Below are 25,162 nucleotides of genomic sequence, written 5' to 3'. Positions count from 1 at the left end.
CCAAGTGCTGATAAAAACTCCACGGCCAATACCAATAAAAGGGAGTTGTGATGAGTGCCATCCTGTTAACGCCAGAAAAAATGCTCGACGTCATCCCGGGTCAAGTCACGATCGAAGGTACCGTTGAAACTGCCGCCGATGACGGCATGTCGATCCGCGGTTATCGCTTTGACAAGACCGAAGTCAACATCCCCTGCATGCGCGATTACGAACTGGTGAGATGGAAATCGGGAACCGCCAATCTGGGTTTCCATGATGGCAGGCAATGGCAGAAATGGTCGGTGGGCGACAACGACGTGACCATTTTGACCCGAGGCGAATCATCCAGGTGGTACTGGATGAACGATATCGAAGTCAGTCATATCTACATCTCCCAAACGATGATGACGAAGATCGCCCATGAAGTATTTCAACAGGATGTTGACGGTGTTTTTGTCGACCACTGCCCCCTGGTCAACGACGCCAGGCTCTCCAGGCTCATGGCAAGTTATGAAGCGGAATGCCTGAGTGGCGAACCGGGCAGCAGCCTCTTCGCCCAGACCCTGGAAATACAGATGTGCATTCATCTGCTGCGCCAATATGTACGCTGTGACCTCAGAGACAAGGATCAAGCGTCGCGCCTGACCCACCTCAAGCGCGACCAGCTTCAGCAGTACATCGATTCACACCTGTCTTGCCCGATTTCGGTCAAGGACATGTCTGCTATCGTCGACCTGAGCCCGTCGTATTTCGTAAGGGTGTTCGGGTCTGTGTATGGGGTCTCTCCCCATCAGTACGTGCAGTCGCGCCGCTTGAAAAAAGCCGAGCGAATCCTCTCTACGGTGCGCGATGTGCCATTGAAAGTGGTCGCCATGGATTGCGGGTTCTCAGACCAGAGCCACATGACCCGACTGTTCCAGGAAAAACTGTCCATGACACCCAAGCAATATCGCGATAAAAACGTTTCCAGGCTTTTTGGCGCATTGGCCTATCAGTAACGAGCGCCGATACGCTCGAAGAATGGGGCTACGAAGTTCCACTGACACCTACTGTTGCCCAGAATCAGACCATTGCGCACCGCCCTCCATAAAAACCGCACGTCTATCCAATTCTGTCTTTGCAAAATACGCGACCCTGTCTTCGACTTCCCTGAGACGATGGACATGCAAGCGATGAATACAACACCGGCTGAAAACGAGTGGGTCGTGGCGCCAACGCCAGCCGGTGAGTTGATCCATGCCGGTTGCAACAAAAGCCCTGCTTGCCGTGCAAGGACGCAGAAAAGTGAATGAACTGCGAGTCACTTGCGGGCTATTTCTGGTCATTTGCGCCCCCAGTGCAACAGCCTTGGCGTCGCAAGCTGCACAACCGTCAGAAGGGTTATTAGAAGGCTCTTCACTTGAAGTGCTCAGTCGAAACTTCTACCTGAACAATGACTATCGATCACCCTCGCCTTCAGGCAAAAACTACACCCGGGAATGGGCCCAGGGGTTCATCACCTCGTTCGAATCCGGCTTTACCTCCGGCACTGTTGGTTTTGGCATCGATGCCCACGGTTTTTTGGGTGTGAAGCTGGACAGCGGCAAGGGGCATTCCGGGACGGGGTTGCTGCCTGTCGATCAGGAGGGACGCAGCGAAGACGATTATTCCAGTGGCGGCGCCGCCCTCAAGCTGCGCACCTCGCGCACCACCTTGGCGTTCGGTGAAATGACGGTGCAAACCCCGGTATTCGACACGGCGGACAAACGCCTGCAACCCGAGTACGCCACCGGCCTGCTGGTAGATAGCCGGGAAATCGATGGCATGCACGTGCTGGCCGGTCACTTCACCGCGTTCAAGAACCAGGACGCATCGACCAGTAAAGGCAATTTCACCGGATATGGTGTGAGCACCCGAACCGGCGGCATCGATTTCATTGGCGCCAACCTGTTTGAAGAGCGCCCGGTAGGCGGTGCGCTCTATGCCTCACAACTGAGTGACACCTGGCGCCAATACTATGGCAACGTGCACCTGAAGCAGTCCGGTGTATTCCTCGACGGTAACCTTTATCACACCAGGGACTATGGCGAGTCCGTGGCCGGAGCCATTGATAACACTGCCTACAGCCTGGCAGCCCAATACACCGCTGGCGCCCATGGCTTCACCCTCGCCTTCCAAAAGATCAACGGCGACACCCCGTTCGATTTTGTCGGCGGCGACTCGATCTACCTTGCCAATTCGATCAAGTATGCCGACTTCAATGGCCCCCGCGAACGTTCGTGGCAGGCCCGTTATGACCTCGACCTGGGCAGCTACGGCGTACCTGGCTTGAAATTCATGACGCGTTACGTCAACGGGCGCGGTATCGACGGAACCCACGCGCCCCAAGGCGGCGGTTATAACCCTTTCGACGAATCGAGCGGCGAGTATGTTCCTCAACAGGGCGATGGCGGACGACACTGGGAGCGCGATATCGATCTTCGGTATGTGCTGCAGTCAGGGCCGGCCAAGGACATGTCTGTGCAGCTGTCCCACGTGGTACATCGGGCAAACAGCGCCCAGGGCGGCGACGACATCGACAGGCTCTACATTGTGATCGAATACCCACTCAAGTTCGGGCGGTTTTAAGCTGCAACATCAAAACCCCACATCCAACACCACACTGTCCAGATACGTCCCCGCTGGCGGAGTCGCCTGATCGGTATAGATCTTCGCGTTGTAATTGAAGATCTGGCTTCCCGTCCCCAGTCCATTCCCCGGGTTGACCTCGGCATCCGAACTGGCCCGACGGGCACTGCCCACGCTTCCCCAGCGGGTCGTGCCGGCACTTTTGAAAATGTCATAGGCCAGATAATTACCGCTCGAGGTCATCCGCCGTCGCCCGCCGACACTCAGCGGGTTTTGCCCATCGCTCAGTCCCACGGTGTAAGCGCTGCCTTTGGTACAAGCCAGGTTGATGGTCTGTCCGGTGACCGGGGCGAAAGCACTGACCACCGGTGCGCTGCCGAAGGCGATGTTCGGGGCGGTGATGGTGCAGTCGTTGGCAACCGTCAGGTTGATCGTCAATGTGGCGGTGCCGCTACTGATGTCGCGTCCCAGGCAAAGCCCGCCAAGGCCGATGCCCGAGCAATAGTTCCAGTTCCAGAAAATGCTCAGGGTTTCGCTGTAGATCCCGGCCGCGACGTTGCTGCCAAGGGTAGTGCCGAAATACAGGGGCACGGTTCTTGGGACCGTGCCACCGAGCAGGCCAAGCGCATCGATGATGCCGTTGCGTGCAAAGTCGAAGGCCGTGCCGCGGGTCAGCGGGTAGCTGGTGCTGTTGTTGGCGTAGATCGTGTAGCCGATGACGTCGCCGGTGGGACCGCGCAAACCGCTCTGGCTCGAGGTGACGGTGGCCCAGAAGTGATCGTCGCTGCTCAGGAGGGTCAACAGCGAGCCGCTGCAACTCAAGCCGGCGTTGAGTGTGGAACCGGGTTGCGAAGTGGTGCGCACGGCAATCGAACTCAAAGAGCCGAAGGCCACGGGCGTAGTGCCGACCACCGAACACAAGGCCCACGCGGGGGCGGGCAGCCAGAGCATCAGCGGTATCAGCCACTTCATCGACACACCAACGGCCCGATCAGCGGGATCTGATCCTGCGCCAGATCGGCGGCAAACTGCACGTGGCAGGTCTTGCCATCGCCCAACGTCACCCGCAGATCGTTCTGCCCCTGCAGGTTTTCCAGGTACACCAGACCGTCCCAGCCGACCACGGTTTGCGTGCCGCTCTGCTCATGCACCACACCGCTGCCCAAGGGCAACTCCTGCTGCTGCGCGTCCACCAGCACGATGCTCGCCGCGATGACACGGCTCAACGGAAACTCCAACAGATAGCCGCTGCCACGGCGCACCGCGATGCGTTGCTCGACGTTCGGGCTGCGCACGTTGGCCGGCAGGTTGAGCGGATCGATCTCGTATTTGCCGCGGTAGTAGGCGCTGCTCCAGGGTACCAACAAGTGGCCGTTGCGATCGGTCTGGCCCACCGGCTGGTTTTCGTAGCGCACCGGGATGTCCGCGTAGCCATCGGTGCTGACCACCACAAACGCGTCGTCGATGCGGTTCGCGGCGAACACCTGGCGGTCCATCCACACCAGCGAACCGCTGGCATCGGCCCAGCGGGTTTGGGCATCGCTGGTGCCATAGACACCGGCCTGCAATTGCACCGACTGTAAACGCCAAGTCAAGTCGGCCTGCCGGTAATCGGGTCGGTCACCCTTGGCGTAGCCGAGATTGAAACCCACCCCGCCCTCGGTCGGCACGGCACGGCTGTAGTTGACCCGCTGCTGTGATTGGCCGTCCTTGCCGCGTTCACTGCCGATGGCCAGGCTGCCACGCAGGTCGAACGGAATCACCAGTTGCGCCTGCACCGCCCAGTTGCTGTCGCCGATCTCGCGGTTGGCCGACAGGTAAAAGCTGGTGCTGCGCCACAACGGTTTGCTCCAGGTCAGGTTAAGCAGGCGGGTGCGCGAGTCGTCCGCCGCGCGCACGTCGAAATACCCGGCGCCCAGGCTACCCCAGGTATCGAGATTGACGCTCAGGGTCGCCTGCTCACTGCGTTTGCTGAGGGTGGTGTACGGACTGTCGACCACGGTCAGGTCGGCATAGTGATCACGCCTTTGCAGGCGCTGCCAGGAAAAGCTGTAGCGCTGGCTGCTGTATTGATAACCGAGGCTCAGTTGCTGGCCGGTTTGCCCGTCGAAACGGCTTTGGCTGACGGCGCTGTTGAGCACGCCGAAATTGCCCAGCCGCACATTGCTGCCAGCCCCCCCGAGCGCCAGCGCATCCGAGGCTTCAGCGTGGCTTTCCAGGGTGACGCTGTCACTCAGGCCGTAACGCAAACTGCCGGACGTGACGCCCGGACCATAACTGAAATCCCGCAGGCCGTAGTCCTGGCGCAAGGTGCCGGCCGCCACCGAAAAGTCTGACAGGCCTTTTTGCAACAAGCTGCTGGTGACGTAGAACGGCACCGTGGTCGAGACCTGGCGTCCCAGGGCGTCGGTGGTGACCACCACGGCTTCGCCGGCACCGTTGATGAACGGAATATTGGTCAGTGTGTAGGGGCCAGGTTGCAGATCGGCGCTGCTGGACTTGTAGCCGTTGATGAACAGATCGACCGACGACGGCACCGCGGCCTCGCCGGCGAACTGCGGCAAGGGGTAGGTCACCAGGTCCGGGCGTACGCCGAAGTCCCGTGACAGTTGAATGCCACCCAGACGCACCGAACTGCTCCAGGGCAAGGCACCGCTGACCAGATCACCCGCCTCGTAAGTCAGCATCCGGTCATCATCGGAATAGCGCCAGGTGGTGTCATAGCGCAGGTAACCATTGTTCAGCGTGTCAACCGCATCCCCGGACAAGGTGCGGCGATATTGCCCGGTATTGGACAGCGTGCCCCAACTGTCAAACAGCCGCACTTCGTTCCAGGCGGCCAGGTAAGTGCCGGCATCATCGGTGTCGTTGAGGTACAGGTCATAGTTGAGCAAGGCGCCGAAGCTGCTCAGCGCCGGGGTACGCGGATAGGCTTGGCGACGGCCGACAAACTGCTCCGGCAGCCAGTCGGGCGGTACCTCCAGCAACAGGCGCTGCGCTTGGCTGTCGTACTCGCTGTGCAAGCCCGGCAAGCTGTCGAGGCCGACTTCGGCCTTGATATCTTGCGGCAGTTTCATGCCGGTTTCCTGCAGCGCACTGGCGGGCACGAAAAATTGCCCCTGGCGCTGCTCGACCGCCACGATTCGTCCGGTGTTCATCTGGTTGACCACCAGTTCCAGAAACAACTGCGCATCGGCAACAGCCTCCATGCCGCTGGGCGGAGGCGGCAGGTCACCGGCCTCTGCGTGATAACTCGCTACCAGGCAACACGTACAGCCCATGGCCCAAAACGGACGCCGCAAACTGCGAGCCCAACCCTGGCTCATTAGCGCTTCCTGTCCGTCATTGGACTGTGTCTCCTTTACTCCACCGCCACTCAACCGCCACTCAACCGCAGGCAAAAGTCGCCTGCAAAAGAATCAACGGCAGGTCAGCGTGCCGGCGCAATACTCTGCACCTTCGGCGCACCATTGACCCGCACCTGCAATGCCGGGTCGCCAGCCATCGGGCCGGGCGCGGGCCAGCGCATGATCGCGCCGGGCAACACATAGCCCAGCAATCCGTCTACCAACGGCCGGGTCTGGCTGCCCTGCTTGAGCGCCACATCGGTCAGGCGCGCATGAACCGCGCCCTGGTTGCGCACCTCGACATAAGGACGACCGTCCACGGCGACCGTGCGCCAACTCAAATCCGGCAAGCCGACGCCTTTCGGATCGCGCGGGCGGGTGGTGTCTTCCTTGCTCCACAGGCCAGCGCCATAGGCGAACAACGGCACCGAATAACGCATCTGAAAACGAATCGCCGCCGCGGTCTTGCCGTCGTCCGCCTCGGCTGTCTTCGGCGAGGGAATTTCATCGATGATGATGCGGTAGGCCAATTCCTGACCCGGCGGAATGTCCCGCGTGCGGGTCAGGCGCACCAGTTGTTTCTGGCCGGGTTCGATCTTCGCCACCGGAGGGCTGCCGATCACGTCACGCTGGTTCTGGTATTGGTCGCTGAAGCCGCTCTGGCTCCAGGCAAACACGCGTATCTGCAGATTGGCGGTCTCGCTGCCGCGATTTTCCAGCCACAAGGCACTGGCCTGTTGATCGGCTTCCAGCACCGGATCGATCGGCCAGATCAGCACCGAACTGGCTGCCTGCACCCGGGTTGTCCCCAACCACAACAGTGCCAACAGCATATGACCGACGACCCACCGCCGTCGCGAAGATGAAACCATGTGCCTGCTCCTTTTTGCCCATCGGGCCTGATCCGTTCACCCCGTCACCACGACAGTTGCACTTGCAGCACGTCGCTGTACGTCCCCCCGGGTTGATTGCCCGGTAATTGCACCTGGCCGTAAATCGGCAGGCTGATGTTGTTCGCATCGCCATACGCCACCGCCACGCTTTGCCCGATCCCCAGGGCCTGGCTGTAGGCCGCGTCGCGAAACAGTTGATACGCCACCCGGTTGCTGCCGGTGGTCAATTGCATGTGTCGCCCACCATTGTTGTACTGACCGCCATCGATGCTCATGTTCAGGGTCACGCCCGGCGTGCATTGCAATTGGACGCCCCCGGTCAGTGCGACTTGCACCGTGTTGGTGGCCAGCGCCGAGCGGTTGCCGAAATTCAGGCTGCCGTAATTGGAGACCCCGCCGACCACCAGGCAGCCGGCCGTCACCGTGGCGCTGACCTGGAAGCTCTGGCTGGTCGCCGCAGTGAGCGGCAACGGCAGCGCACCCGCACCCAGCAGGAGCAGCGCCGCACAGCCATGCCTGCCCATGGCGCTAGAACGTCAGTTCGACGGAAATCGTGTCGGTGTAAGTGCCCGCCGGCAAACCGGCCTTGCCCACCGCCTGACCGTAGAGGTTCACGGTCTGCTCCACGCCGGTACTGGCGGCGAGGTTGATCACCCCGTCAATCGCCAGGATCTGCGAGTGCCCGGCATCGGTGTACAGGTCGTACGGCACGTAGTTGGCGACACCGTCGTACAACGCTCGGGTCCCGCCCGGCGATTGTCCATCGTGGGCCCCGGCGCGCACCTTGACCGTTGGCGTGGTGCCTGCCGAGCAAAGAATCGACAGCGCCCCGCCGCCTCCGCCGAGCACTTGCCCCGTGGCCGTAGTGAACAGGCTGTTGGCGGTGCCGAAGTTGAGGTCACCGAAGTTCAGATTGGTGGAACCGCCGCCCCCGTTGACCTGGCAACTGCTGATCAGGATCAGGCTGGAGGTGATCTGGCCGGTGACCGTGGTGGCAGCCTGGGCGCCGGACGCCAGCGTCAGGCCAAGCAATGACAAACCTATCCTTGATGTAAACGTACGCATGTGTCCGTCCTCTACAGGGTTACCAGTCGAGCGTTACCGTCAGGGTGTCGGAATAGACACCGGCGGGTAACGCGCGGGTATTCGCCACCACCGAGCCGAATACCGGAATCGGTATCTGCGCCCCGCTGGTGACAGCGAAATTGTGCTGTTGGCCGATGCTGTAGCTACGGTTGCCGCTAGCGTCGACGAACAACTGATAAGCGACGGTCTGGCGGCCGTTGCTCAGGCGCCGGGTTGTGCCGTCGCCATGGGTGCCGCCATCGATGGTGACGGTGAAGCCGGTGACCGAAGGGTTGCAGGCCACGTTCAATTTGCCGCTGACTTCGTCATTGATATTGGCCTTGATCGGGTTGCTCCAGGTCGGGCCTTGCTGGCCGAAATCCAAGGCGCCGAGGTCGCTGGACGGGCTGTCGGGATGGCCGCCGTTAGTCACTTCGCAACCGGCGATAAGCGTCAGCCGCGCCTGGATCTGCCCGCTGACGGCCGCCTGTACGGCACCGGTCAACAACACCAGCGCGCCCGCGGCAAACATCTTCCAGAACCTGGTCATGACACCCATCCCGATTCCCTCAGGTTGACAACACGGTCGTTCGATCGCGAACGCCCCCTTCCCTGCACAACCCGGACTCCGCCTGGGCTGTTGACGGCTCATGCGATTACCAGGTGAGCGTCACCTTCACCTGATCAGAATAGCGACTGACCCTGGGTATCTGTGCCAAGGGTTCGATGCGGGCGTACAACGGCAGATCCACCGAGCCGGTATCCGGCACCCGACCACTCACTGGCACATCCACTGCCAGCGCAATTCGCCGCGCCGGGTCCTGATAGAGTCGATAAGGAATGGGTTTGCTGTGTTCGGCGCTACCGGCCATGTAGCGAACGTCGCCGACGCCCCCGTGCAGGCCGCCATCGACGCGTATTTGATAAGTGGTATCGGGATTGCATTCGAGCCGGGGCAGGCGTTCGTTCATCAAGGCGGCCCCGAGCGGCCCTGCGGGATCGTCCAGGCGCGCGCTGCTGCCGAAGTCCAGCACGCCCAATTGCTCGACACCCGCACTGCGTTGTTGCCCGACCAGTTGGCAGCCACGTTGCACATCGAGCCGCACCTGCACCTGGAGTTCGGCGCCCGACACGGTTGCACTGAGCCCTACGGCCAAGACTGCCAATAGCCTACGTCCATTCACGACCCCATTCCTTGTGAGGGATGTCTTGTAGGACTGAGGCTAGCAATGCACGGGGAAATCGCCAGTGATCGGGTAAAAATCGCTCCATGGATGGCTCATGCCAGTCCCCTCAATGTCACCATGGACGCGGCGGCCTGGCACTTGTAACGTGCATCACCTTCGTCGCACTGCAAGGACCTGTCGTTAAGTGAAACTCCATCAAATCAAGGCACTGGTCGCCATCCACCAGACCGGCAGCATCAGTGAAGCCTCGCAGATCCTGCATGTCACCCAGCCCGCCATCAGCCGATCTATCAAGGACCTGGAGAGCGAACTGGGCCTGGCCCTGTTGCAGCGATCCCACAAGGGCATGTCGCTCACCGACGAAGGCCGCCGCATCATTCGCCATGCACAGTTGACGGTCGAAAGCATGCGCCGCCTGCAACTGGAGGCGGAAAACATCAGGGACATGCAGGTCGGTGAAGTCACCATCGGTGTCACGTCCCTGACATCGGTGCTCAAGGGCCTGGGTGAATGCATTGCCGGATTCCAGACCCGCAATCCGCGTGTGCGCATCCGCCTGGTGGATCTTCGGCCCAACCTGATGCTGCAGCGACTGCGGGACGGCACGCTGGATTTTGCCATCACCTCGCAGCAGCATACCCAGCGGCTGAACCTGGATTGGGAGGCGCTGAGCCGCATGCAGGGCCTCGTGGTCTGCCGAAAGAACAACCCGCTGCGCCACTCCCACTCGCTGCGTCAGTTGCAGTTCGCCAACTGGATCAGCCTCGATGCCATCGACGATCACTCGTCGCAGTTCTATCAGATGTTCGAAGACAACGAGATTCCTCCCCCGCAGCGGATCACTGAGTGTTCATCGGTATTGTTGGCGCTGGATCTGTTGCACCACGCCGATGCGTTCATGACGCTCAGCGAAGCCGGCATGGAAAACTCGCTGCCCAAGGGCCTCAATGAAGACCTGGTGCAGGTCAAGATCGAAGAAATCATTCCCGAATACCCCATCTACCTGGTCTGTATCGACCGCAACGCCCTGACCACGACGGCTCGCGACCTGTATTACGCGATCAGGGATGTGCTCTCAAAGCATGGATCAGCGGATTCTTCGCGCTAGCGCAGCCCCGAGAAACTTAAGAAAAACGCAACGATATGCCTGACGGTTAAGTTTCTCCCGATCCGTTGGGCCCGGTCACCCTAACGTCCCGCACAGTGGGCTGGAACCTGTAGCCACGGCCTGCACGAGGTGCCAGCAAGGCGGCGTCGCTGTTGTCAAACAGTGCGAGTGATCGATAATCGACCGATATCGCACCGAACTGGCGCCGCGTTTGCCAAGAGCGGCCAGGCATCTTAACCAACGGTTAATCCTCGAAGAAAAGCGCAAGTGCGCCGTGACAGTGTTTGCCGGATATTCGGGCCACAACAAAACTGTCACAGGAAAAACCGATGACTACCCTGCAAGCGCCCCCCCTCCGCTGCGCCGCGACGCCCACCGCGATCGGTTCCAGGAAAGCCACTGTCGCCTGCGCACTAGGCAACGCCCTGGAAATGTATGACTTCACGATCTACAGCTTCTTCGCGGTAGTGATCGCGAAAAACTTCTTCCCCGCACAATCGGCCATGGCTTCGCTACTGATGTCCCTGGCCACCTTTGGCGTCGGTTTCCTCATGCGCCCGGTGGGCGCCGTGGTGATCGGACGCTTTGCCGACCGCCGGGGTCGCAAGGCCGCGTTGAGCCTGACGATCAGCCTGATGACCTGCGGCACCGCACTGATCGCCTTCGCACCGTCCTATCAGGACATAGGCTTGTTCGGCACCTTGTTGCTGGTGGCTGGCCGCCTCACCCAGGGCTTTTCCGCCGGCGGGGAAATAGGCACCGCGTCGGTGTACCTGATGGAGTCCAGCGCCACGGCAAATCGCTGCCGCAATGTGAGTTGGCAGGCCGCCAGCCAAGGCTACGCGGCCATGGTCGGGGCCGGTCTCGGTTTGCTGCTCAACAATGCGTTGAGTGTCGAGGACCTTGAAAGCTGGGGCTGGCGCATCCCCTTCATGCTCGGGCTGCTGATCGGACCGCTGGGCTGGTACATCCGTCGCTGCCTGCCGGAAACCCACGAAGCCGAACCGAGCAAACGCGACGGTCGGTTGCGCGATCACATCGACCTGCGGCACACCCTGCTGGCGATCGGCCTGATGGCCAGCGCCACCATCGGCATCTACCTGTTCATTTTCTATATGCCCGCCTACCTGACGGTCACCCTGGGTTACCCGCAGCGCAGCGCCTTGGCCATCGCCTGCGTGGCCAGTGCCTGCCTGGCGATCATCACGCCCCTGGCCGGGCGCTTTGCCGACCGCCACGGCCTGCGCAAGAAACTGCTGGCCTGGACCATCACCCTGCCCGTGCTGATGGCGTGGCCTGCCTTCTACCTGCTCGGTTTGAGCACCAATTTGTGGGTGGCGATGTTCGTCATCGCCATGCTGGTGCTGCCTGGCTGTATCGGTTCGGGTGCCTTCTTCGCCCTGATCATGGAAGCCTTTCCAAAAAATCGCCGGGCGCTGGGTACCGCCGTCAGCTACAGCTTCGGCGTCACCCTGTTCGGCGGCTTCTCCCCGTTGATCGCCACCTGGCTCACGGCGGCCCTGGATAACCCCCAGGCGCCGGCCCTGTACCTGCTCGCCGGCGGCGCCATCAGCCTGGCGTGCCTGGCGGTATTCCCCGAAAACCCTGGTCGGGAGTGACCTGATGAATGCATTTAGCCCAACCCAAAGCCCTAGCCAAACCCCGGCCGAACTGGACCTGGAAGCTTTTATCCAGTTGCGTCGGGACATCCACCAAAACCCTGAACTGGGCGCACACACCCCGCTGACCGCCGAACTGGTGGCCAGCAAGCTCGAAGAATGGGGCTACGAAGTGCATCGCGGTATCGGGGGTCATGGCGTAGTCGGCGTACTGCGCCGAGGCAGCGGCACGCGTCGCCTGGGCCTGCGCGCCGACATGGATGCCCTGCCGATGCAGGAGAACAACCGCTTCGCCCATGCCAGCCGGATCGATGGCCGCATGCACGCCTGCGGCCACGACGGCCATACCGCCATCCTGCTGGCTGCCGCCTGGCGAATCGCCCGGTCGCCCGACTTCAATGGCACCCTCAACCTGATTTTCCAACCGGACGAGGAAGGCCTGGGCGGCGCCAAGGCCATGATGGACGACGGTCTGTTCACACGTTTTCCGTGTGACGCGATCTTTGCCTTGCACAACTTGCCGGGAATACCGCTGGGCACCGCTGTGGTCCAGGCCGGTCCTACCATGGCCTCTTCGGAATGCGTGCGCGTGTTGATCAAGGGTCGCGGCGGCCATGGCGCGATGCCCGAGCGTTCGGTCGATCCGGTACCGGTGCTGGCGAGCCTGATCAGCGCGATCCAGACCGTGAAGTCGCGCAATCTGTGCGTTGATGAACACGCCGTGATCAGCATCGGCATGGTCGAGGCCGGCACCGTCTACAACATCATTCCCGACACGGCCTCGATGCTGATCAGCGTGCGCACCGACACCGCGCAGACTGAAGGCAAGATCAACCAGCGCCTGGCAGAAATCGCCCAAGGCCATGAATTCACGTTCGGCGTCAAGATCGAACTTGAAACCACGCAACTGGCGCCAGCGCTGGTCAATACGGCGACGGAAACGGAGTTGCTTCGCCAGAGCCTGACGCCGCTGTTCGAGCCCGGCCACCTGTTGCCGCACGCGGCGAAGATCATGGCGACCGAAGATTTCGCCTGGATGCTCACCGAAGTGCCCGGCTGCTATTTCTTCCTGGGCAACGGCGAAGGCGAGTTTCATGGCTGCTCCGTGCATAACCCCCATTACGACTTCAATGACGAGCTGATTCGCATCGGCTCCGACTGCTGGCTGAAACTGGTGAAGGACTATCTCCCTAGCCGCTAACCCGACCACCCGATAACTGAACGATCAACCTCAGGCCACCTGCGGCCTGAGGGGCACGTCGGGCCACGCCCTGCCCGCGCAAAAAACTTCATAACGATGACTCGGCGACTTACTTCTTATCTGCCCTAAAAACAACAACAGGCAAGGTCTATGTATCGCACAGGTAATTTGGCGTTATTCACCGTCGGCTCGCTGGCGGCTGCAGTTTCTTCTTCCCAGGTTCATGCCCAGGAACAGGGTTTTCTGCAAGACAGCTCACTGACGCTCAATACCCGTCAGTGGTACTCACACGAAGTGGGCCACAAGGACACTTTTTTCAGGCTGCAAACACCCGACGGGGTCCGCAAGCTGCGTGACCGTACCGCCTGGCTGCAAGGCATAAGGCTCGACTTCGTCTCCGGTTTTACCCAAGGGCCGGTGAAGTTTGGCCTGGATCTGTCAACCTTCTCGGCCGTGGCGCTGGAACGTAGCCGCGAAGCTGCGGCAGGCGGCAGTAACCGATTGCTGGTGAACCGGGACGGCGACGTGGTCGATGACTGGAGCAAACTCGGCATCGCGGCGCTGAAGTTCAAGGTCGCCGACACACTGCTCAAGGTGGGCCGGCAGCAAGTCAGGACCCCGATGATGTCCTATACCGATACCCGTACCTTGCCTTCATCGTTCAATGGGGTGTCCCTGGAAAGTCATGACATCGAAGGCTTGACGATCAAGTCTGGCTATTTCGACAAGGGTTCGCCGCGCACTGGAGCCGGAAGCCAGGACTTGACGCCCACTTATGGATCGCCCCTGGTCACCAGTGACTTCAACGCTTACGCCGGCGCCGATTATGTGTCGAGCGCTGGCTGGCGCAGCAGCGCCTATGTCTCTCGCTTCGACGATATCTGGGATCGCGAATACCTGGGCCTGGGCAGGAAAACCAACTGGGGACCGGTCACGGTCGACGTACAACTGGATGCCTACAACACCCGCTCCAGTGGTCGCGAAACCGGCGGAAAAATCGACCAGCAGGCCTATGGCCTGAGTATCACGCCGCAATGGCGCAACCACTCGCTGAAGATCGGCCTGCAGAAAATCAAGGGTGACGAATATTTCGATTATCCCTTCGAGTCCAATGCCATCAGCCTGCCCAATATCATGATGTCTTTCTTCAACGGTCCCAATGAGCACTCGGTCGGGGTGTTCTACAGCAACGACCTGGTCGCTTACGGGCTACCGGGCCTGAAGACTACGCTCTGGTACATCAAGGGCATGGGCATCGACGGCAGTCATTACGACGGTGGCCCGAACGGCATCTACAATTCGGTACTCAAGCAGCAGGGGGAAAACCACTATGAAGTGGGCGTCAATGCCAGCTACACCGTGCAATCGGGCACCTTCAGGAACATCAATCTGATCACCAGTTATTCCACGCACCGTGCCAGTGACTATCAGCTGGAAGGCAATGAGGACGAGCTCAGGCTGATCGTCAACGTACCGATCAAGGTGTTCTAGCCACACAGCGGCAGGTCGGCCCGATGAGACGGTGAAACAGCCGCAAGGTGCACAACTGGCCTTGCGGTTTTCTCGACGGGTTCAAACTCAACCAACAAGACCTGGACGAGCCAGTTGCATGAAGTTTGTTTTTCTCATGGATCCTCACGGGGTAATTGCCACCTTCATGACCCCATCCCTTTGATGAGCAAACAACTCATACGCCGCTTCGATGTCATCAAGCTTGTACCGATGAGTCACCAGCGGCGACAGATCCACCCCGCCACTTTCCACCACCGCCATCAAGCGGCGCATGCGTTCCTTGCCGCCGGGGCACAAGGTCGTGATGATGCTGTAGTCGCCCAGGCCGGCAGCGAAAGCGTCCAGAGGAATGCGCAGATCGCTGGAGTAAACCCCCAGGCTGGAAAGCCGACCACCCGGACGCAAAACCCGCAGTGCCGATTCAAACGTACCCTGAGTGCCCAACGCCTCGATGGACACATCGACACCACGCCCATCGGTCAGGGCCATGATCTGTTCAACCACATCGCCGTCCTTGAAATTGACTACATGGGTTGCGCCCAGTTGTTTGGCGACGGTCATGCGTTCGGCGACTGCATCGACGCCGATAATCGTGGTCGCGCCTTTGAGGCGTGCACCCGCCACCGCACAGAGCCCGATCGGCCCCAGGGCGAACACCGCGACGCTATCGCCGATTTCCACCCCGCCTCGCTCGGCCCCGGAAAAGCCGGTAGACATGATGTCCGGGCACATCAGCACCTGTTCGTCGCTGAGGCCGTCCGGTATCGGGCACAGGTTGGCAAGCGCATCCGGCACCACTACGTATTCAGCCTGGCAACCATCGATGATATTGCCGAACTTCCAGCCACCGGTGGCCCGAAAGCCGTGCCGGGTGTCCGGGCCATCCTGTGAACCGCAGCCGCACAGGCAGGCATAACTCTGTCCACTGGGAGTTATCGCACCCGCGATCACCCGCTGGCCTTCGGTAAAACCGCGCACCTGCGAACCCAGTCGCTCGATGATGCCGACAGGCTCGTGCCCCACTGTCAGGCCTTTGGCGACTGGGTATTCGCCGCGCAGGATATGCACGTCGGTGCCGCAGATCGTGGTGGTGGTGATGCGAACCAGGGCATCGAGCGGCCCGACTTCGGGGATGGGTTTGTCGTCGAGCACAATCCGGTTTTTCTCGACGAATACTGCGGCTTTCATGGTGGCCATGGCGATCGCTCCTGATCAGTGCTGCGATTGAGTTCAGCACGTAATCGGGACGCTGACGGATTGCCGGATCAAAGGTTGATGGCCGCGTGTATCCCTGTAAGAGCTGCCTCGTTGCATTCGACAGCCCTTGAAGGGGATGCGCAAAGGGATCGGAACCGCTCTGCAATACATCAATAATTCCAGATGTCAGCCTCAACACATATGAATTTTCTTTGATGTTTCGCCCCTTTAAGCTTCTTCCCACTCCTTTCCCGAAGGAGCTCGTTTCGTCGGTACGCCTGATCAAACAAGGCGATCCTAAAAATAAATGTGTCTGCCGACTCAAGGAATTCCTATGTCATCTACACGGCAAAGCGCCGATGAACACCTGCTGCACAGCCAGGGTTATGCCCAGGAGCTGCATCGCGGGCTGTCCCTGTGGTCATCATTTTCAGTAGGTTTCGCCACGGTTTCGCCCGTGGTCGGTATCTATTCGGTCATGTCGCTGGGTGCCATGAGTGTCGGGCCCTCATGGGTCTGGATCGTGCCGCTGTGCCTGGCGCTGCAGCTGCTGGTGGCGCTGGTCTATGCCGAGCTGGCCTCGCAGTACCCGCTTGCCGGCGGTTGCTACCAATGGGTCAAGCGCCTGGCGGGCGATCGTTGGGCATGGTTCACCGGTTTCATGTACCTGGCCTCTGCGCTGGCCTCGTTAACCACCGTGGCCTATTTGGGCGGATTCTGGCTGTGGCTGTTTTTCACAGGCTTACCGCCCACCGCCAACGCCCAGGTGTTCAGTGGTGCAGTGCTGTTGCTGCTGGGTCTTGGGGTGAATCTGTTCGGGATCAACCCGCTCAAGTATTTCGTCAATGCCGGCATCATCGCCGAGGCGATTGCCTCCATCGGCATCGGCGTATTGCTGCTGTTGTTCTTCCGCAACCATTCGCTGTCACTGGTGTTTGAAGGCCTGACGTCTACACAGGGCTCCGACGGTTCCTACCTGTCGGGCTTCCTGACGGCCATGGCCGTGGGGGGTTGGGCGTTCCTTGGTTTTGACGCCTGCTCGCAAGTGTCTGAGGAGACCGCTGACGCCCGCACTTCGACCCCACGGGCCATCCTGCGCTCGATGATTCTGGTCGGACTGACCGTGATGCTGACGGCGTTCGCCGTCACCCTGTCCTACACCGACACCGCGGCGATGGTGTCCGGCCAGGTCGTCGACCCGGTCACCCCTGCTGTCGTCGATGCCTTTGGCGCCTGGTCGGAACGGCCGTTCGTGGGCATCGTGCTGGTCGCGTTCATTGCCTGTGTCGTCTCTGTGCAGACCTACATCGGCCGCGCCGTGTTCGGCATGGCTCGGGATTCGATCCTGCCCGCATCCAGGCTGTTGCGCCGCGTGGACAAGCGCAAAGTGCCGTTTGCCGCCATGGTGTTCAGCACGCTGTTTGCCAGCTTCGGCCTGGCCCTGGGCTTGAACGCAACGGCGGTCGGCACCCTGATCGCGTTTGGCAGCGGCGGTTTCTTCGTGGTGTTCCTGATCGTGGTGACCTGCGCCCTGCTCGCTCGCCTGAGCGGTAAATGGAAAGCCGAGCCTGGTGTGTTCAGCCTCGGCCGCTGGGGCGTGCCGATCAACCTCGCCGCGTTTTTCTGGCTGGTGTTCGAAAGCATCAACGTGGCCTGGCCCCGGGAATCCCTCGCACCAGCCGGTGCACCCTGGTTCCAGGTCTGGGCGGTGATCCTGGTGTTCTCGATCCTGGCGGTACTGGGCCTGATCTACATGGTCTGCGCCAAACCCTATCTACGCACCGTCAGCCCGCACCTGCACGCTCAATAACGCCTTTGTCTTGCCGAGCAAGGCGCCTCCCCTGCGCCTTGCCGATCTGGAGTTTCTGATGTCCCTTCACTATTGGAATTACCCCACGGATATTTTCTGCGGACCGAGTGCGCTCCAAGCATTGGCAGAGCGCTGCACCTTGCTGGGCATGCGCCGTCCCTTGCTGGTCACCGACCCTGGCATGTTGTCCCTGGAACCATTGGCGCTGCTCAAGGCTCACCTGACCGAGGCCGACATAACGTTCAGCGTGTTCAGCGAAGTGGCCAGCAACCCGAGCATGGCGGACGTGGCCCAAGGCGTTGCGGCGTTCAAGGCCGGCAAGCATGATTCACTGATCGCCCTGGGCGGCGGCAGCGCGATGGATGCCGCCAAAGGCATCAGCCTGGCGGCCGTCGATGCGCAAGGCTTGCAGCGGTTCGAATGGTCCCAGGTCATCGCCCACTACCCTACCCTGGCGGACTTTCCGCGCCTGGGGCTGCCCCCTTTGATTGCGTTGCCGACCACGGCTGGCACCGGCTCGGAACTGGGCCGCGAAGCCGTGTTGACCCAAAGCGAAGAGCACATCAAGCGGGTGATCAGCCACCCGGAACTGCTCCCGTCCACCGTGATCCTCGACCCGCTGCTGACCCGAGGCCTGCCGCCGACCCTGACGGCGGCAACGGGAATGGACGCCCTGACCCATCACATTGAAGCCTTTTGCTCGCCCCTGTTTCACCCGATGTCGTCGGGCGTTGCCGTGGAGGGCATTCGCCTGATCCAGCAGCATTTGATCAATGCCCATGCCAATGGCCAGGACATGGTCGCGCGCGAAGGCATGCTCGTCGCTTCCGCCATGGCCGCCGTGGCCTTTCAGAAAGGCCTGGGCGGTGTGCACGCGCTCGCCCATCCACTGGGCGCCCGCTATCACAAGCACCACGGCTTGCTGAACGCGATCCTCCTGCCCTATGTATTGATGGCCAACCGGCAAACGATTGCCCCGGACATCGCGCGCCTGGCGCGCTATCTGGAGTTGCCGCAAGCGGATTTCGAAGGCTTTCTCGATTGGGTGCTGGATCTGCGCAAACGCCTCGGCATTCCTCACTCACTGGGTGAAATCGGTCTTGATGCCGACGCAGCGACCTGGGTGGGAGAACAGGCGCTGGCGGACATTTCTTCATCGGACACCAATGCCTGCGTCCTCAGCGCTGACGATTACAGCCAGATTTTTCGCAACGCTGTCCAGGGCGTGCTTCAGGGAGTACGGCCATGACCGCCGCGCATTACATCGACGGTCGCTGGGTAGCCGGTGAAGGCGTCGACTGCATCACCGTCTTTGACCCGGCCTTGGGCCAACCCTTTGCCGAGCTCACCGCAGCCAGTGCCCTGCAAGTCGATCAAGCCATCGCCGCCGCGCGCCTGGCACTCCCGGGCTGGCGCAACCTCAGTGGGTCGCAACGCGCAGCTTATTTGATTGGTTTCGCCCAACAGATTGAAATGCGCCGCGAAGCACTGATCGCGCTGCAGATGCAGAACAACGGCAAACCCCGCCATGAAGCCGTGGTGGACATCGACGATGCCGTCGCCACGTTTCGCTATTACGCCGGCCTGGCGGAAGGACTGGACGCCCGGCAGGACCGGGACGTACCGCTGGCCGTAGCGGGCTTCAATGCCCACACGCGCCTTGAACCGGTGGGCGTGGTCGGCTTGATCGTGCCGTGGAACTTCCCCTTGGTCACCAGTGCCTGGAAGCTCGCGCCGGCGCTGGCCGCCGGTTGCACCGTGGTGCTCAAGCCGTCGGACATCACGCCGTTGATCGAACAGACCTACGGCCAAATCGCCGATGCGCTGGGCCTGCCCCCGGGGGTGCTGAACATCGTCGGCGGTAAAGCCGAAGTCGGTGCAGCGCTGAGCAACCATGCGGGCATCGACAAGCTGTCGTTCACCGGCAGCAACGCCGTCGGCAGTCAGGTCATGCGCAGCTCGGCTGCCCATTGCCGGCCGGTTACCCTGGAACTGGGCGGCAAGTCCGCCATTCTAGTGTTCGACGATAGCGACCTCGATCAGGCCGTTGAATGGATCGTCGCCGGTATCTGCTGGAATGCCGGGCAAATGTGCTCGGCGACCTCGCGTCTGCTCGTCCAGGACAGCATCGCCGATGCGTTGATGCTGCGTCTGAAGAGCGCATTCGAAACACTGCGGGTCGGCAATCCGCTGAACGGCGAAGTCGATATGGGCCCGCTCACCAGTCAGGCGCAATGGTCCAAAGTCTCGGAATATTTCGCCATCGCCCGCAGCGAAGGCTTGCATTGCCTGACCGGTGGCGACGTGCAGCGTGACCCGGGCTGGTTCGTCAACCCGACGATTTACGCGGACGTGCCGGTGGCCAGCCGCTTGTGGAGCGAAGAGATTTTCGGCCCGGTGTTGTGTACCCGTCGTTTTTCAACGGAGCAAGAGGCGCTGGCATTGGCGAACGACAGCCGCTTTGGCCTGGTGGCTACCGTCATCAGCGCCGATCTGGTCCGCGCTGAACGGGTCGCCCAGGCCCTGGAGGTCGGCCACGTCTGGATCAACTCGATTCAGGCGGTGTTCGTCGAGACGTCCTGGGGCGGCACCAAGGGCAGCGGCATCGGCCGCGAGCTGGGGCCATGGGGCCTGGCGGCCTATCAGTCAGTCAAGCACATTACCCGTTGCCTTGGCTGACAGGCTGCAGGTTGTGCTCGGCCAGCAAGTCTTCGATGAAGGCACGCACGGCTTCGCTTTGCGGGTGCCCGACGTGGGTGATCATGCTGTGTTGGACCTCGTAGCGCAGCGTCGCCGGATGCAACGCGCGCATTTGTCCGCTCGCCAGCCAGGGTCGGGCGTAATGGGCCGGCAGATACCCCAGGTGTGTCCCGGCCAGTACGCCATGGGCCACCGCTTCCATATGATGGGCGGTGGCCGAAGCGCGCTCGGGGGTCACCGGCAGGACCTGGTCGGCCGGCAGGAAACCATGCCTGATCCAGTCACTGGCCTGCAGTTGTTCGACAGTGGGCACGTTGACGGCGAACAACGGGTGCTTGTGCCCGCAGAAAATACCGATCTCCTCCTTGTACAACGGCTGGTAGGCCAGCGTCGGTAATGGCCGGCTGAAATACGAAATCGCCAGGTCCAGTTGCCCATCGATGACCGCCAACTCCAACTCCGTGGGCGAGTTGACGAAGATGTGCACGTGCATGTCATGGTCGCGCTGATAAAAACGGCTGATCGCCGCATCGATCCGGGCTGTTGGCAACGTCGCGATGTTATCGGCCAGACCGAGGTACAGATCACCTACCAGGCGCCCGGCCAGATCCTGTGCCTCGTCGCGAAATGCATCCACCGCACCGAACAACGCCGACGAAGCCTTGAGGATTCGCTGACCTTTTTCGGTCAAGCGAAAACCGCCCTTGCCGCGCTCGCAGATGCGATAACCGAGGCGTTTTTCCAGGCTTGAAATATGCGTGCTGATATTGGACTGGCTCATGTTCAACTCGGCCTGCGCAGCCGTAAAGCCACCGCACTTCACGACAATGGAGAAAATGCGCAACAGGCGCAGATCCATGTCCGTCACACTTCTCAGCACAGTTGATCTCGCTACCCGTTGAATGGGCGCCCTTTGTGAGGCGCGATTTGAACACTGCCATTCAACGATCGGGGCCTGTTGCACGTCAATGAAAGTTTGCGCAAAGCCCGAAAGCGAGCCTCGAATCCCTCTCAGCGGTCATGCCAGTAAAGCGTCTCCTGCGCGGGTGCTCGTGTTGTGTAGAAATCATTGGCTGGCGATTCGTGGTCGGCATACCCGAAGGAAACACCACAGACCACGAGCCGATCCTCACCGATTGCAAAATGTCGGCGCACAAACCCGGAGTAGCTGGCCAGCGCGGCCTGGGCAATGATCCCCAGGCCAAGTGCCTCGGCTGCCAGCAGCAAGTTGGCCAGGTAGCCGCCACAGTCGATTGCGCCGTATGTGCCTAGCGCACGATCACTGGTAATGATCGCGACATGCGGTGCGTCGAACAGTGAAAAATTGCGCAGGGTCTGTTGCTGGCTGGCGACCCGGTCTCCCGGGGCGATGCCGATGCTTTCGTACAGTTGTCGTGCGCATTCGCGTCGACGCTGCTGATACACGCCCTGGTATTCACCGGGGAAAGGCAAGTCCGGCGCCGGCGAGCCCGTCTGCAGCTCATTGAGGTAGGCGGCGCGGAAGCGCTCGGTGGCGGCGCCACGGGTGACGATGACCTGCCATGGCTGCGTGTTGCACCAGGACGCAGTGCGTTGCGCCAGGGCGAACAGGCGCGTAATCAGTGCGGGGTCGACGGGTTGTGGAAGAAATGCGCGGCAGCTGCGGCGGCGCTGCAGCAAATGCTCGAGCGTTTGCACCTCGGTCGGGTTCATGAGCCTGTCTCCATTGCGCCCCGATAGCCCGCAAGGGGATCAGGTTAGTTTGCAGCTTAACCAGAGAACGGCCTGCATGTACCTCCCTTGAATGGGTGGGGGCAACGTCCGGGTTGACCCCACCCCTGGCTCCTCAATCCGCTTGCACAGTCATTTGCCGCTGCTCGCCCAACCCCGCGATGCCCAGGCGCACCGTCTGCCCCGCACGCAGGAAGACCGGCTGGGGCTTGATGCCCAACCCGACGCCCGGTGGCGTGCCCGTGGAAATCACATCGCCCGGTTGCAGGCTCATGCAGCGGCTCAGGTAGGCAATCAGTTGCGGCACGTTGAAGATCAGCGTGCGCGTGTTGCCCTGTTGGTAGCGGTGGCCGTCGACCTCCAGCCACAGGTCCAGCGCATGCGGGTCGGCAATTTCATCGCGGGTGACCAGCCACGGGCCGAGCGGGCCGAACGTATCGAAGCCTTTGCCCTTGTCCCAGGTACCACCGCGCTCCAGTTGCCATTCACGCTCGGAGACATCGTTGATCACGCAGTAGCCGGCGACGTGCTCCATGGCGTTCGCTTCATCGATATAACGCCCGCCCTTGCCGATGACCACGCCGAGCTCCACTTCCCAATCCGTCTTGAGCGAGCCCCGCGGAATCTCGAGGTTGTCGTTCGGCCCGCAGATGGCGCTGGTCCATTTGTTGAAGATGATCGGCTCTTTGGGCACTTCCATGTTCGACTCGGCCGCATGGTCGGCGTAATTCAAGCCGATGCAGATGAACTTCCCGACCTGGCCTACGCAAGCGCCAATGCGCGGCTGCCCGGCAACGATCGGCAGACTGGCCGGATCAATGGCGGCAAGCACTGCCAGGCTTTCAGGACTCAGGACCTGCCCGGCGATATCTGGCACATGGCCCGAGAGATCGCGGACTTGATTGTCGGCATCGAGCAGGCCGGGTTTTTCCGAACCTTTTTCGCCATAACGCAACAGTTTCATGTGCTTCTCCTGCTTAAACTGAAAGTGCAAACCGGGTCTCAGATGCTCATGCCACCGTCGATGACGTGCACGCCACCAGTGGTGTAGGCGCTCGCATCACTGCCCAGGTACAGGGCCAACTGGGCAATCTCATGGGCGCTGCCGATTCGCCCCATGGGTTGGCGGTCGAGAAATTGCTTGAAGACCTGTGCTTCGTCAACGCCTTGCTGCGCGGCCTGCGCGGCAATGCGCTGGCGCAGCGACGGTGATTCTACTGTGCCGGGGCAAATCGCATTGCAGCGAATGCCCTGGCCAATGAAGTCAGCCGCCACCGCTTTCGTCAGCCCTACCACGGCAGCCTTGCTGGCAGCGTAGGCAAATCGGTTGGGCACGCCCTTGACGCTCGACGCCACCGAAGACATGTTGATGATCGATCCACCGCCACGTTCCAGCATGCCTGGCAGAAAGGCTCGGATCATCCGGTACATGGCCGTGACATTGATGTCCATCGAACGCGCCCAGGACGCTTCGTCGCACTCCAGGATATTACCGCTGTGCACATAACCCGCGCAGTTGAACAACACGTCCAGTCCACCGATGAGTTCGCAGGTTTCGCTGATGGCATCGACTGACGTCACGTCGAGAGTGATGGCGGTGATGCCTTCAACACCCGCCAGCCCCTGGATATCGATGTCGGTGGCAAACACCTCGGCACCGGCCTGGGCAAAAGCCATGGCGCTGGCCAGGCCGATACCCTGCCCTGCTGCGGTGATCAGCACTCGTTTGTCCTGCAGGTTCATGCGGCCTCCAGCTTCGCGGTAGCGGTCGCGATTTTCGGGGTTCGGCCGAGCATCGAAGCGGGAATGGCCAGGATCAGCCCGCCGCTGACGAACAGGCACAGCGCCAAGACATAGGTACCGTTGTTGATATTGCCGGTGAGGTTTTCCGCCACGGCCGTGATCATGGAGCCAGTAAAGCCGGACAGATTGCCGATGGCGTTGATCATGCCGATGCCGGCAGCCGCCGCGACACCCGACAGCACGGTCCCCGGCAGGGTCCAGAAAATCGGCATCAGGCTGAGAATCCCGGAAGCCGCGATACTGAGGAAGAACACCGACAGCACCAGATTGTCGGCAAAGAAGGCGCTGAGGATCAGGCCGACGCCACCGATGAACGCAGGAATCGCAGCGTGCAGGCGGCGCTCGCCGGTGCGGTTGGAGTGGCGGGCGTTGAGCAGCATGGCCACGACGGCCACCGCATAGGGAATGGCGGTCAGGAAGCCAATGTGCAGGCTGTTGGTGATACCGGTGCTCTTGATGATCGAAGGCATCCAGAACGCCAGCCCGTAGAAACCGGTGTTGAAGGTCAGCAGGATCAGGACCAGCAGCCACACCCGCGGATTGAAGAACACTTCGCTCAGGCGCGAGGCCTTGCCCTGGTTATCGGTGTGCAGATTGGCCTTGAGCATGGCTTTCTCCGCCGCGGACAGCCATTTGGCAGAGTCGATGTTGTTGGCCAGGCAGACGATGACGACGAACGCCATGATCACCGACGGAATGCCCTCGATGATCAGCATCCATTGCCAGCCGGACATGCCGTGCACGCCTTGCATGCTGTTCATCAACCAGCCGGACAGGATGCCGCCCAGGGTCAGGCTGATCGGCATGGCCATCAGGAACCCGGACATCACCCGGCTTTGCCGATGGGTTGGAAACCAATAATTGAGATAGAGAATCACGCCGGGGAAGAAGCCGGCTTCACAGATCCCCAGCAAAAAGCGCAGCACGTAGAACACCGTGCTCGATTCGATGTGGAAGAGGCCCGCCAGTGGCACGGTGAATGCCACGGCCATGGAAATCGCGGCCCAGGTCAACATGATACGGGCGATCCAGAAGCGTGCACCGTAGCGATGCAGCAACAGGTTGCTCGGCACTTCAAAGAGGAAGTAGCCCCAGAAGAACATACTGGCGCCCAAGGCATACACCGTATTGCTGAATTGCAACTCGTTGAGCATGTCGAGCTTGGCAAAGCCGATGTTGACCCGGTCCAGGTAGGCGGCCATGTAACACAGGAGCAGGACGGGAAGGATGCGCCAGATGACCTTGCGGTAGGTTCGGTCTTCAAAGTCGAGCTCGCTGGCTTGCGCCTGCGCAGGTAACTGCTCGGAAATCGTTTGCATGAGGTAACCCCTGGGCATGTGGACATGCCTGATTGTTTTTATCGACGGGGTCACTCTACTGTCGCGAATCGATTCATTCCCAATGGCATTTTCGGATTAACCGAT

Annotated in this window: 22 protein-coding genes; 9 read left to right on the top strand and 13 right to left on the bottom strand. The window is 61.0% G+C overall.

All coding sequences use genetic code 11. From position 1 onward, the window contains the following. The first annotated feature begins 50 nt into the window (after positions 1–50). Together BKX96_RS08525 and BKX96_RS08520 are read left to right on the top strand one after the other, a co-directional pair. Complete coding sequence (locus BKX96_RS08525; RefSeq protein ID WP_077183367.1) at positions 51–977, top strand: helix-turn-helix transcriptional regulator; 927 nt, start codon at positions 51–53, stop codon at positions 975–977. Between the two features lie 319 nt (positions 978–1,296). Beyond that, a complete protein-coding gene (locus tag BKX96_RS08520; RefSeq protein ID WP_256721486.1) occupies positions 1,297–2,586 on the top strand; it encodes an OprD family porin in 1,290 nt (429 codons plus the stop codon). A 9-nt stretch (positions 2,587–2,595) separates the two neighbouring features. On the opposite strand, the gene BKX96_RS08515 is transcribed toward BKX96_RS08520, so the two are convergent. The 7 genes from BKX96_RS08515 to BKX96_RS08485 all read right to left on the bottom strand — a co-directional run bounded on the left by BKX96_RS08515 (position 2,596) and on the right by BKX96_RS08485 (position 9,075). Then, positions 2,596–3,558, bottom strand: coding sequence for a Csu type fimbrial protein (locus tag BKX96_RS08515; protein ID WP_077183365.1), 963 nt, complete (start codon positions 3,556–3,558; stop codon positions 2,596–2,598). Continuing rightward, a complete protein-coding gene (locus BKX96_RS08510) occupies positions 3,555–5,912 on the bottom strand; it encodes a fimbria/pilus outer membrane usher protein (RefSeq protein WP_077183364.1) in 2,358 nt (785 codons plus the stop codon). Before BKX96_RS08510 ends, BKX96_RS08515 begins: the two co-directional genes overlap by 4 nt. 104 nt (positions 5,913–6,016) lie before the next feature. Further along, positions 6,017–6,805, bottom strand: a complete 789-nt coding sequence (locus BKX96_RS08505; RefSeq protein ID WP_077183363.1) for a fimbrial biogenesis chaperone — start codon at positions 6,803–6,805, stop codon at positions 6,017–6,019. A gap of 44 nt (positions 6,806–6,849) precedes the next feature. Beyond that, positions 6,850–7,350 (bottom strand): Csu type fimbrial protein, encoded by a 501-nt coding sequence (locus BKX96_RS08500; RefSeq protein WP_077183362.1) that lies wholly within the window; start codon positions 7,348–7,350, stop codon positions 6,850–6,852. A gap of 4 nt (positions 7,351–7,354) precedes the next feature. Next, positions 7,355–7,891: a Csu type fimbrial protein gene (locus BKX96_RS08495; protein WP_046819264.1), complete on the bottom strand. Its 537-nt coding sequence runs from the start codon at positions 7,889–7,891 to the stop codon at positions 7,355–7,357. Between the two features lie 19 nt (positions 7,892–7,910). Then, entirely contained in the window at positions 7,911–8,441 is a 531-nt protein-coding gene (locus BKX96_RS08490) for a Csu type fimbrial protein (protein ID WP_077183875.1), read from the bottom strand. A gap of 106 nt (positions 8,442–8,547) precedes the next feature. Beyond that, positions 8,548–9,075 carry a Csu type fimbrial protein gene (locus tag BKX96_RS08485; RefSeq protein ID WP_077183361.1) on the bottom strand — a complete coding sequence of 176 codons (528 nt, stop codon included), beginning with the start codon at positions 9,073–9,075 and terminating at the stop codon, positions 8,548–8,550. 187 nt (positions 9,076–9,262) lie between these two features. Between BKX96_RS08485 and BKX96_RS08480 the strand changes: the two genes are divergently transcribed. The 4 genes from BKX96_RS08480 (at position 9,263) to BKX96_RS08465 (ending at position 14,497) form a co-directional block, all read left to right on the top strand. Then, on the top strand, positions 9,263–10,186 hold the full coding sequence (locus tag BKX96_RS08480; RefSeq protein ID WP_046819266.1) for a LysR family transcriptional regulator: 924 nt from the start codon (positions 9,263–9,265) through the stop codon (positions 10,184–10,186). A 329-nt stretch (positions 10,187–10,515) separates the two neighbouring features. Further along, a complete protein-coding gene (locus BKX96_RS08475; RefSeq protein WP_077183360.1) occupies positions 10,516–11,805 on the top strand; it encodes an MFS transporter in 1,290 nt (429 codons plus the stop codon). 4 nt (positions 11,806–11,809) lie between these two features. Continuing rightward, complete coding sequence (locus BKX96_RS08470) at positions 11,810–13,006, top strand: M20 aminoacylase family protein (protein ID WP_077183359.1); 1,197 nt, start codon at positions 11,810–11,812, stop codon at positions 13,004–13,006. A 150-nt stretch (positions 13,007–13,156) separates the two neighbouring features. Then, a complete protein-coding gene (locus BKX96_RS08465; protein WP_077183358.1) occupies positions 13,157–14,497 on the top strand; it encodes an OprD family outer membrane porin in 1,341 nt (446 codons plus the stop codon). A gap of 144 nt (positions 14,498–14,641) precedes the next feature. Here the strand turns inward: BKX96_RS08465 and BKX96_RS08460 are convergent, their stop codons facing one another. Continuing rightward, the gene (locus tag BKX96_RS08460) at positions 14,642–15,715 is read right to left on the bottom strand and encodes an NAD(P)-dependent alcohol dehydrogenase (RefSeq protein ID WP_077183357.1); all 1,074 of its coding nucleotides are present in this window, start codon (positions 15,713–15,715) and stop codon (positions 14,642–14,644) included. Between the two features lie 334 nt (positions 15,716–16,049). On the opposite strand from BKX96_RS08460, the gene BKX96_RS08455 reads away from it, so the two are divergent. Genes BKX96_RS08455 through BKX96_RS08445 form a run of 3 tightly spaced genes read left to right on the top strand, consistent with a single transcriptional unit; the run spans position 16,050 to position 20,204 of the window. Next, on the top strand, positions 16,050–17,525 hold the full coding sequence (locus BKX96_RS08455) for an APC family permease (RefSeq protein WP_046819271.1): 1,476 nt from the start codon (positions 16,050–16,052) through the stop codon (positions 17,523–17,525). 55 nt (positions 17,526–17,580) lie between these two features. Then, on the top strand, positions 17,581–18,774 hold the full coding sequence (locus tag BKX96_RS08450) for an iron-containing alcohol dehydrogenase (RefSeq protein ID WP_256721485.1): 1,194 nt from the start codon (positions 17,581–17,583) through the stop codon (positions 18,772–18,774). Further along, positions 18,771–20,204: an aldehyde dehydrogenase family protein gene (locus BKX96_RS08445; RefSeq protein WP_077183355.1), complete on the top strand. Its 1,434-nt coding sequence runs from the start codon at positions 18,771–18,773 to the stop codon at positions 20,202–20,204. Before BKX96_RS08450 ends, BKX96_RS08445 begins: the two co-directional genes overlap by 4 nt. Here the strand turns inward: BKX96_RS08445 and BKX96_RS08440 are convergent. The 5 genes from BKX96_RS08440 to BKX96_RS08420 all read right to left on the bottom strand — a co-directional run bounded on the left by BKX96_RS08440 (position 20,185) and on the right by BKX96_RS08420 (position 25,057). Then, entirely contained in the window at positions 20,185–21,105 is a 921-nt protein-coding gene (locus BKX96_RS08440) for a LysR family transcriptional regulator (RefSeq protein ID WP_077183354.1), read from the bottom strand. The two genes, BKX96_RS08445 and BKX96_RS08440, sit on opposite strands and share 20 nt — an antisense overlap. A gap of 131 nt (positions 21,106–21,236) precedes the next feature. Further along, positions 21,237–21,917 carry a nitroreductase gene (locus BKX96_RS08435; RefSeq protein ID WP_046819275.1) on the bottom strand — a complete coding sequence of 227 codons (681 nt, stop codon included), beginning with the start codon at positions 21,915–21,917 and terminating at the stop codon, positions 21,237–21,239. Between the two features lie 133 nt (positions 21,918–22,050). Beyond that, a complete protein-coding gene (locus BKX96_RS08430; protein ID WP_077183353.1) occupies positions 22,051–22,899 on the bottom strand; it encodes an ureidoglycolate lyase in 849 nt (282 codons plus the stop codon). 38 nt (positions 22,900–22,937) lie between these two features. Continuing rightward, positions 22,938–23,678 carry an SDR family oxidoreductase gene (locus tag BKX96_RS08425; protein WP_077183352.1) on the bottom strand — a complete coding sequence of 247 codons (741 nt, stop codon included), beginning with the start codon at positions 23,676–23,678 and terminating at the stop codon, positions 22,938–22,940. After that, positions 23,675–25,057, bottom strand: a complete 1,383-nt coding sequence (locus BKX96_RS08420; protein WP_077183351.1) for an MFS transporter — start codon at positions 25,055–25,057, stop codon at positions 23,675–23,677. The genes BKX96_RS08425 and BKX96_RS08420 overlap by 4 nt, the downstream gene beginning before the upstream one ends. Positions 25,058–25,162 lie beyond the last annotated feature (105 nt).

Source organism: Pseudomonas putida (assembly GCF_001976065.1).
Taxonomy (GTDB): domain Bacteria; phylum Pseudomonadota; class Gammaproteobacteria; order Pseudomonadales; family Pseudomonadaceae; genus Aquipseudomonas; species Aquipseudomonas serbica.
The sequence above is the reverse complement of the archived record's forward strand: the minus strand, read 5'-3'. Positions and strand labels throughout refer to the sequence as shown.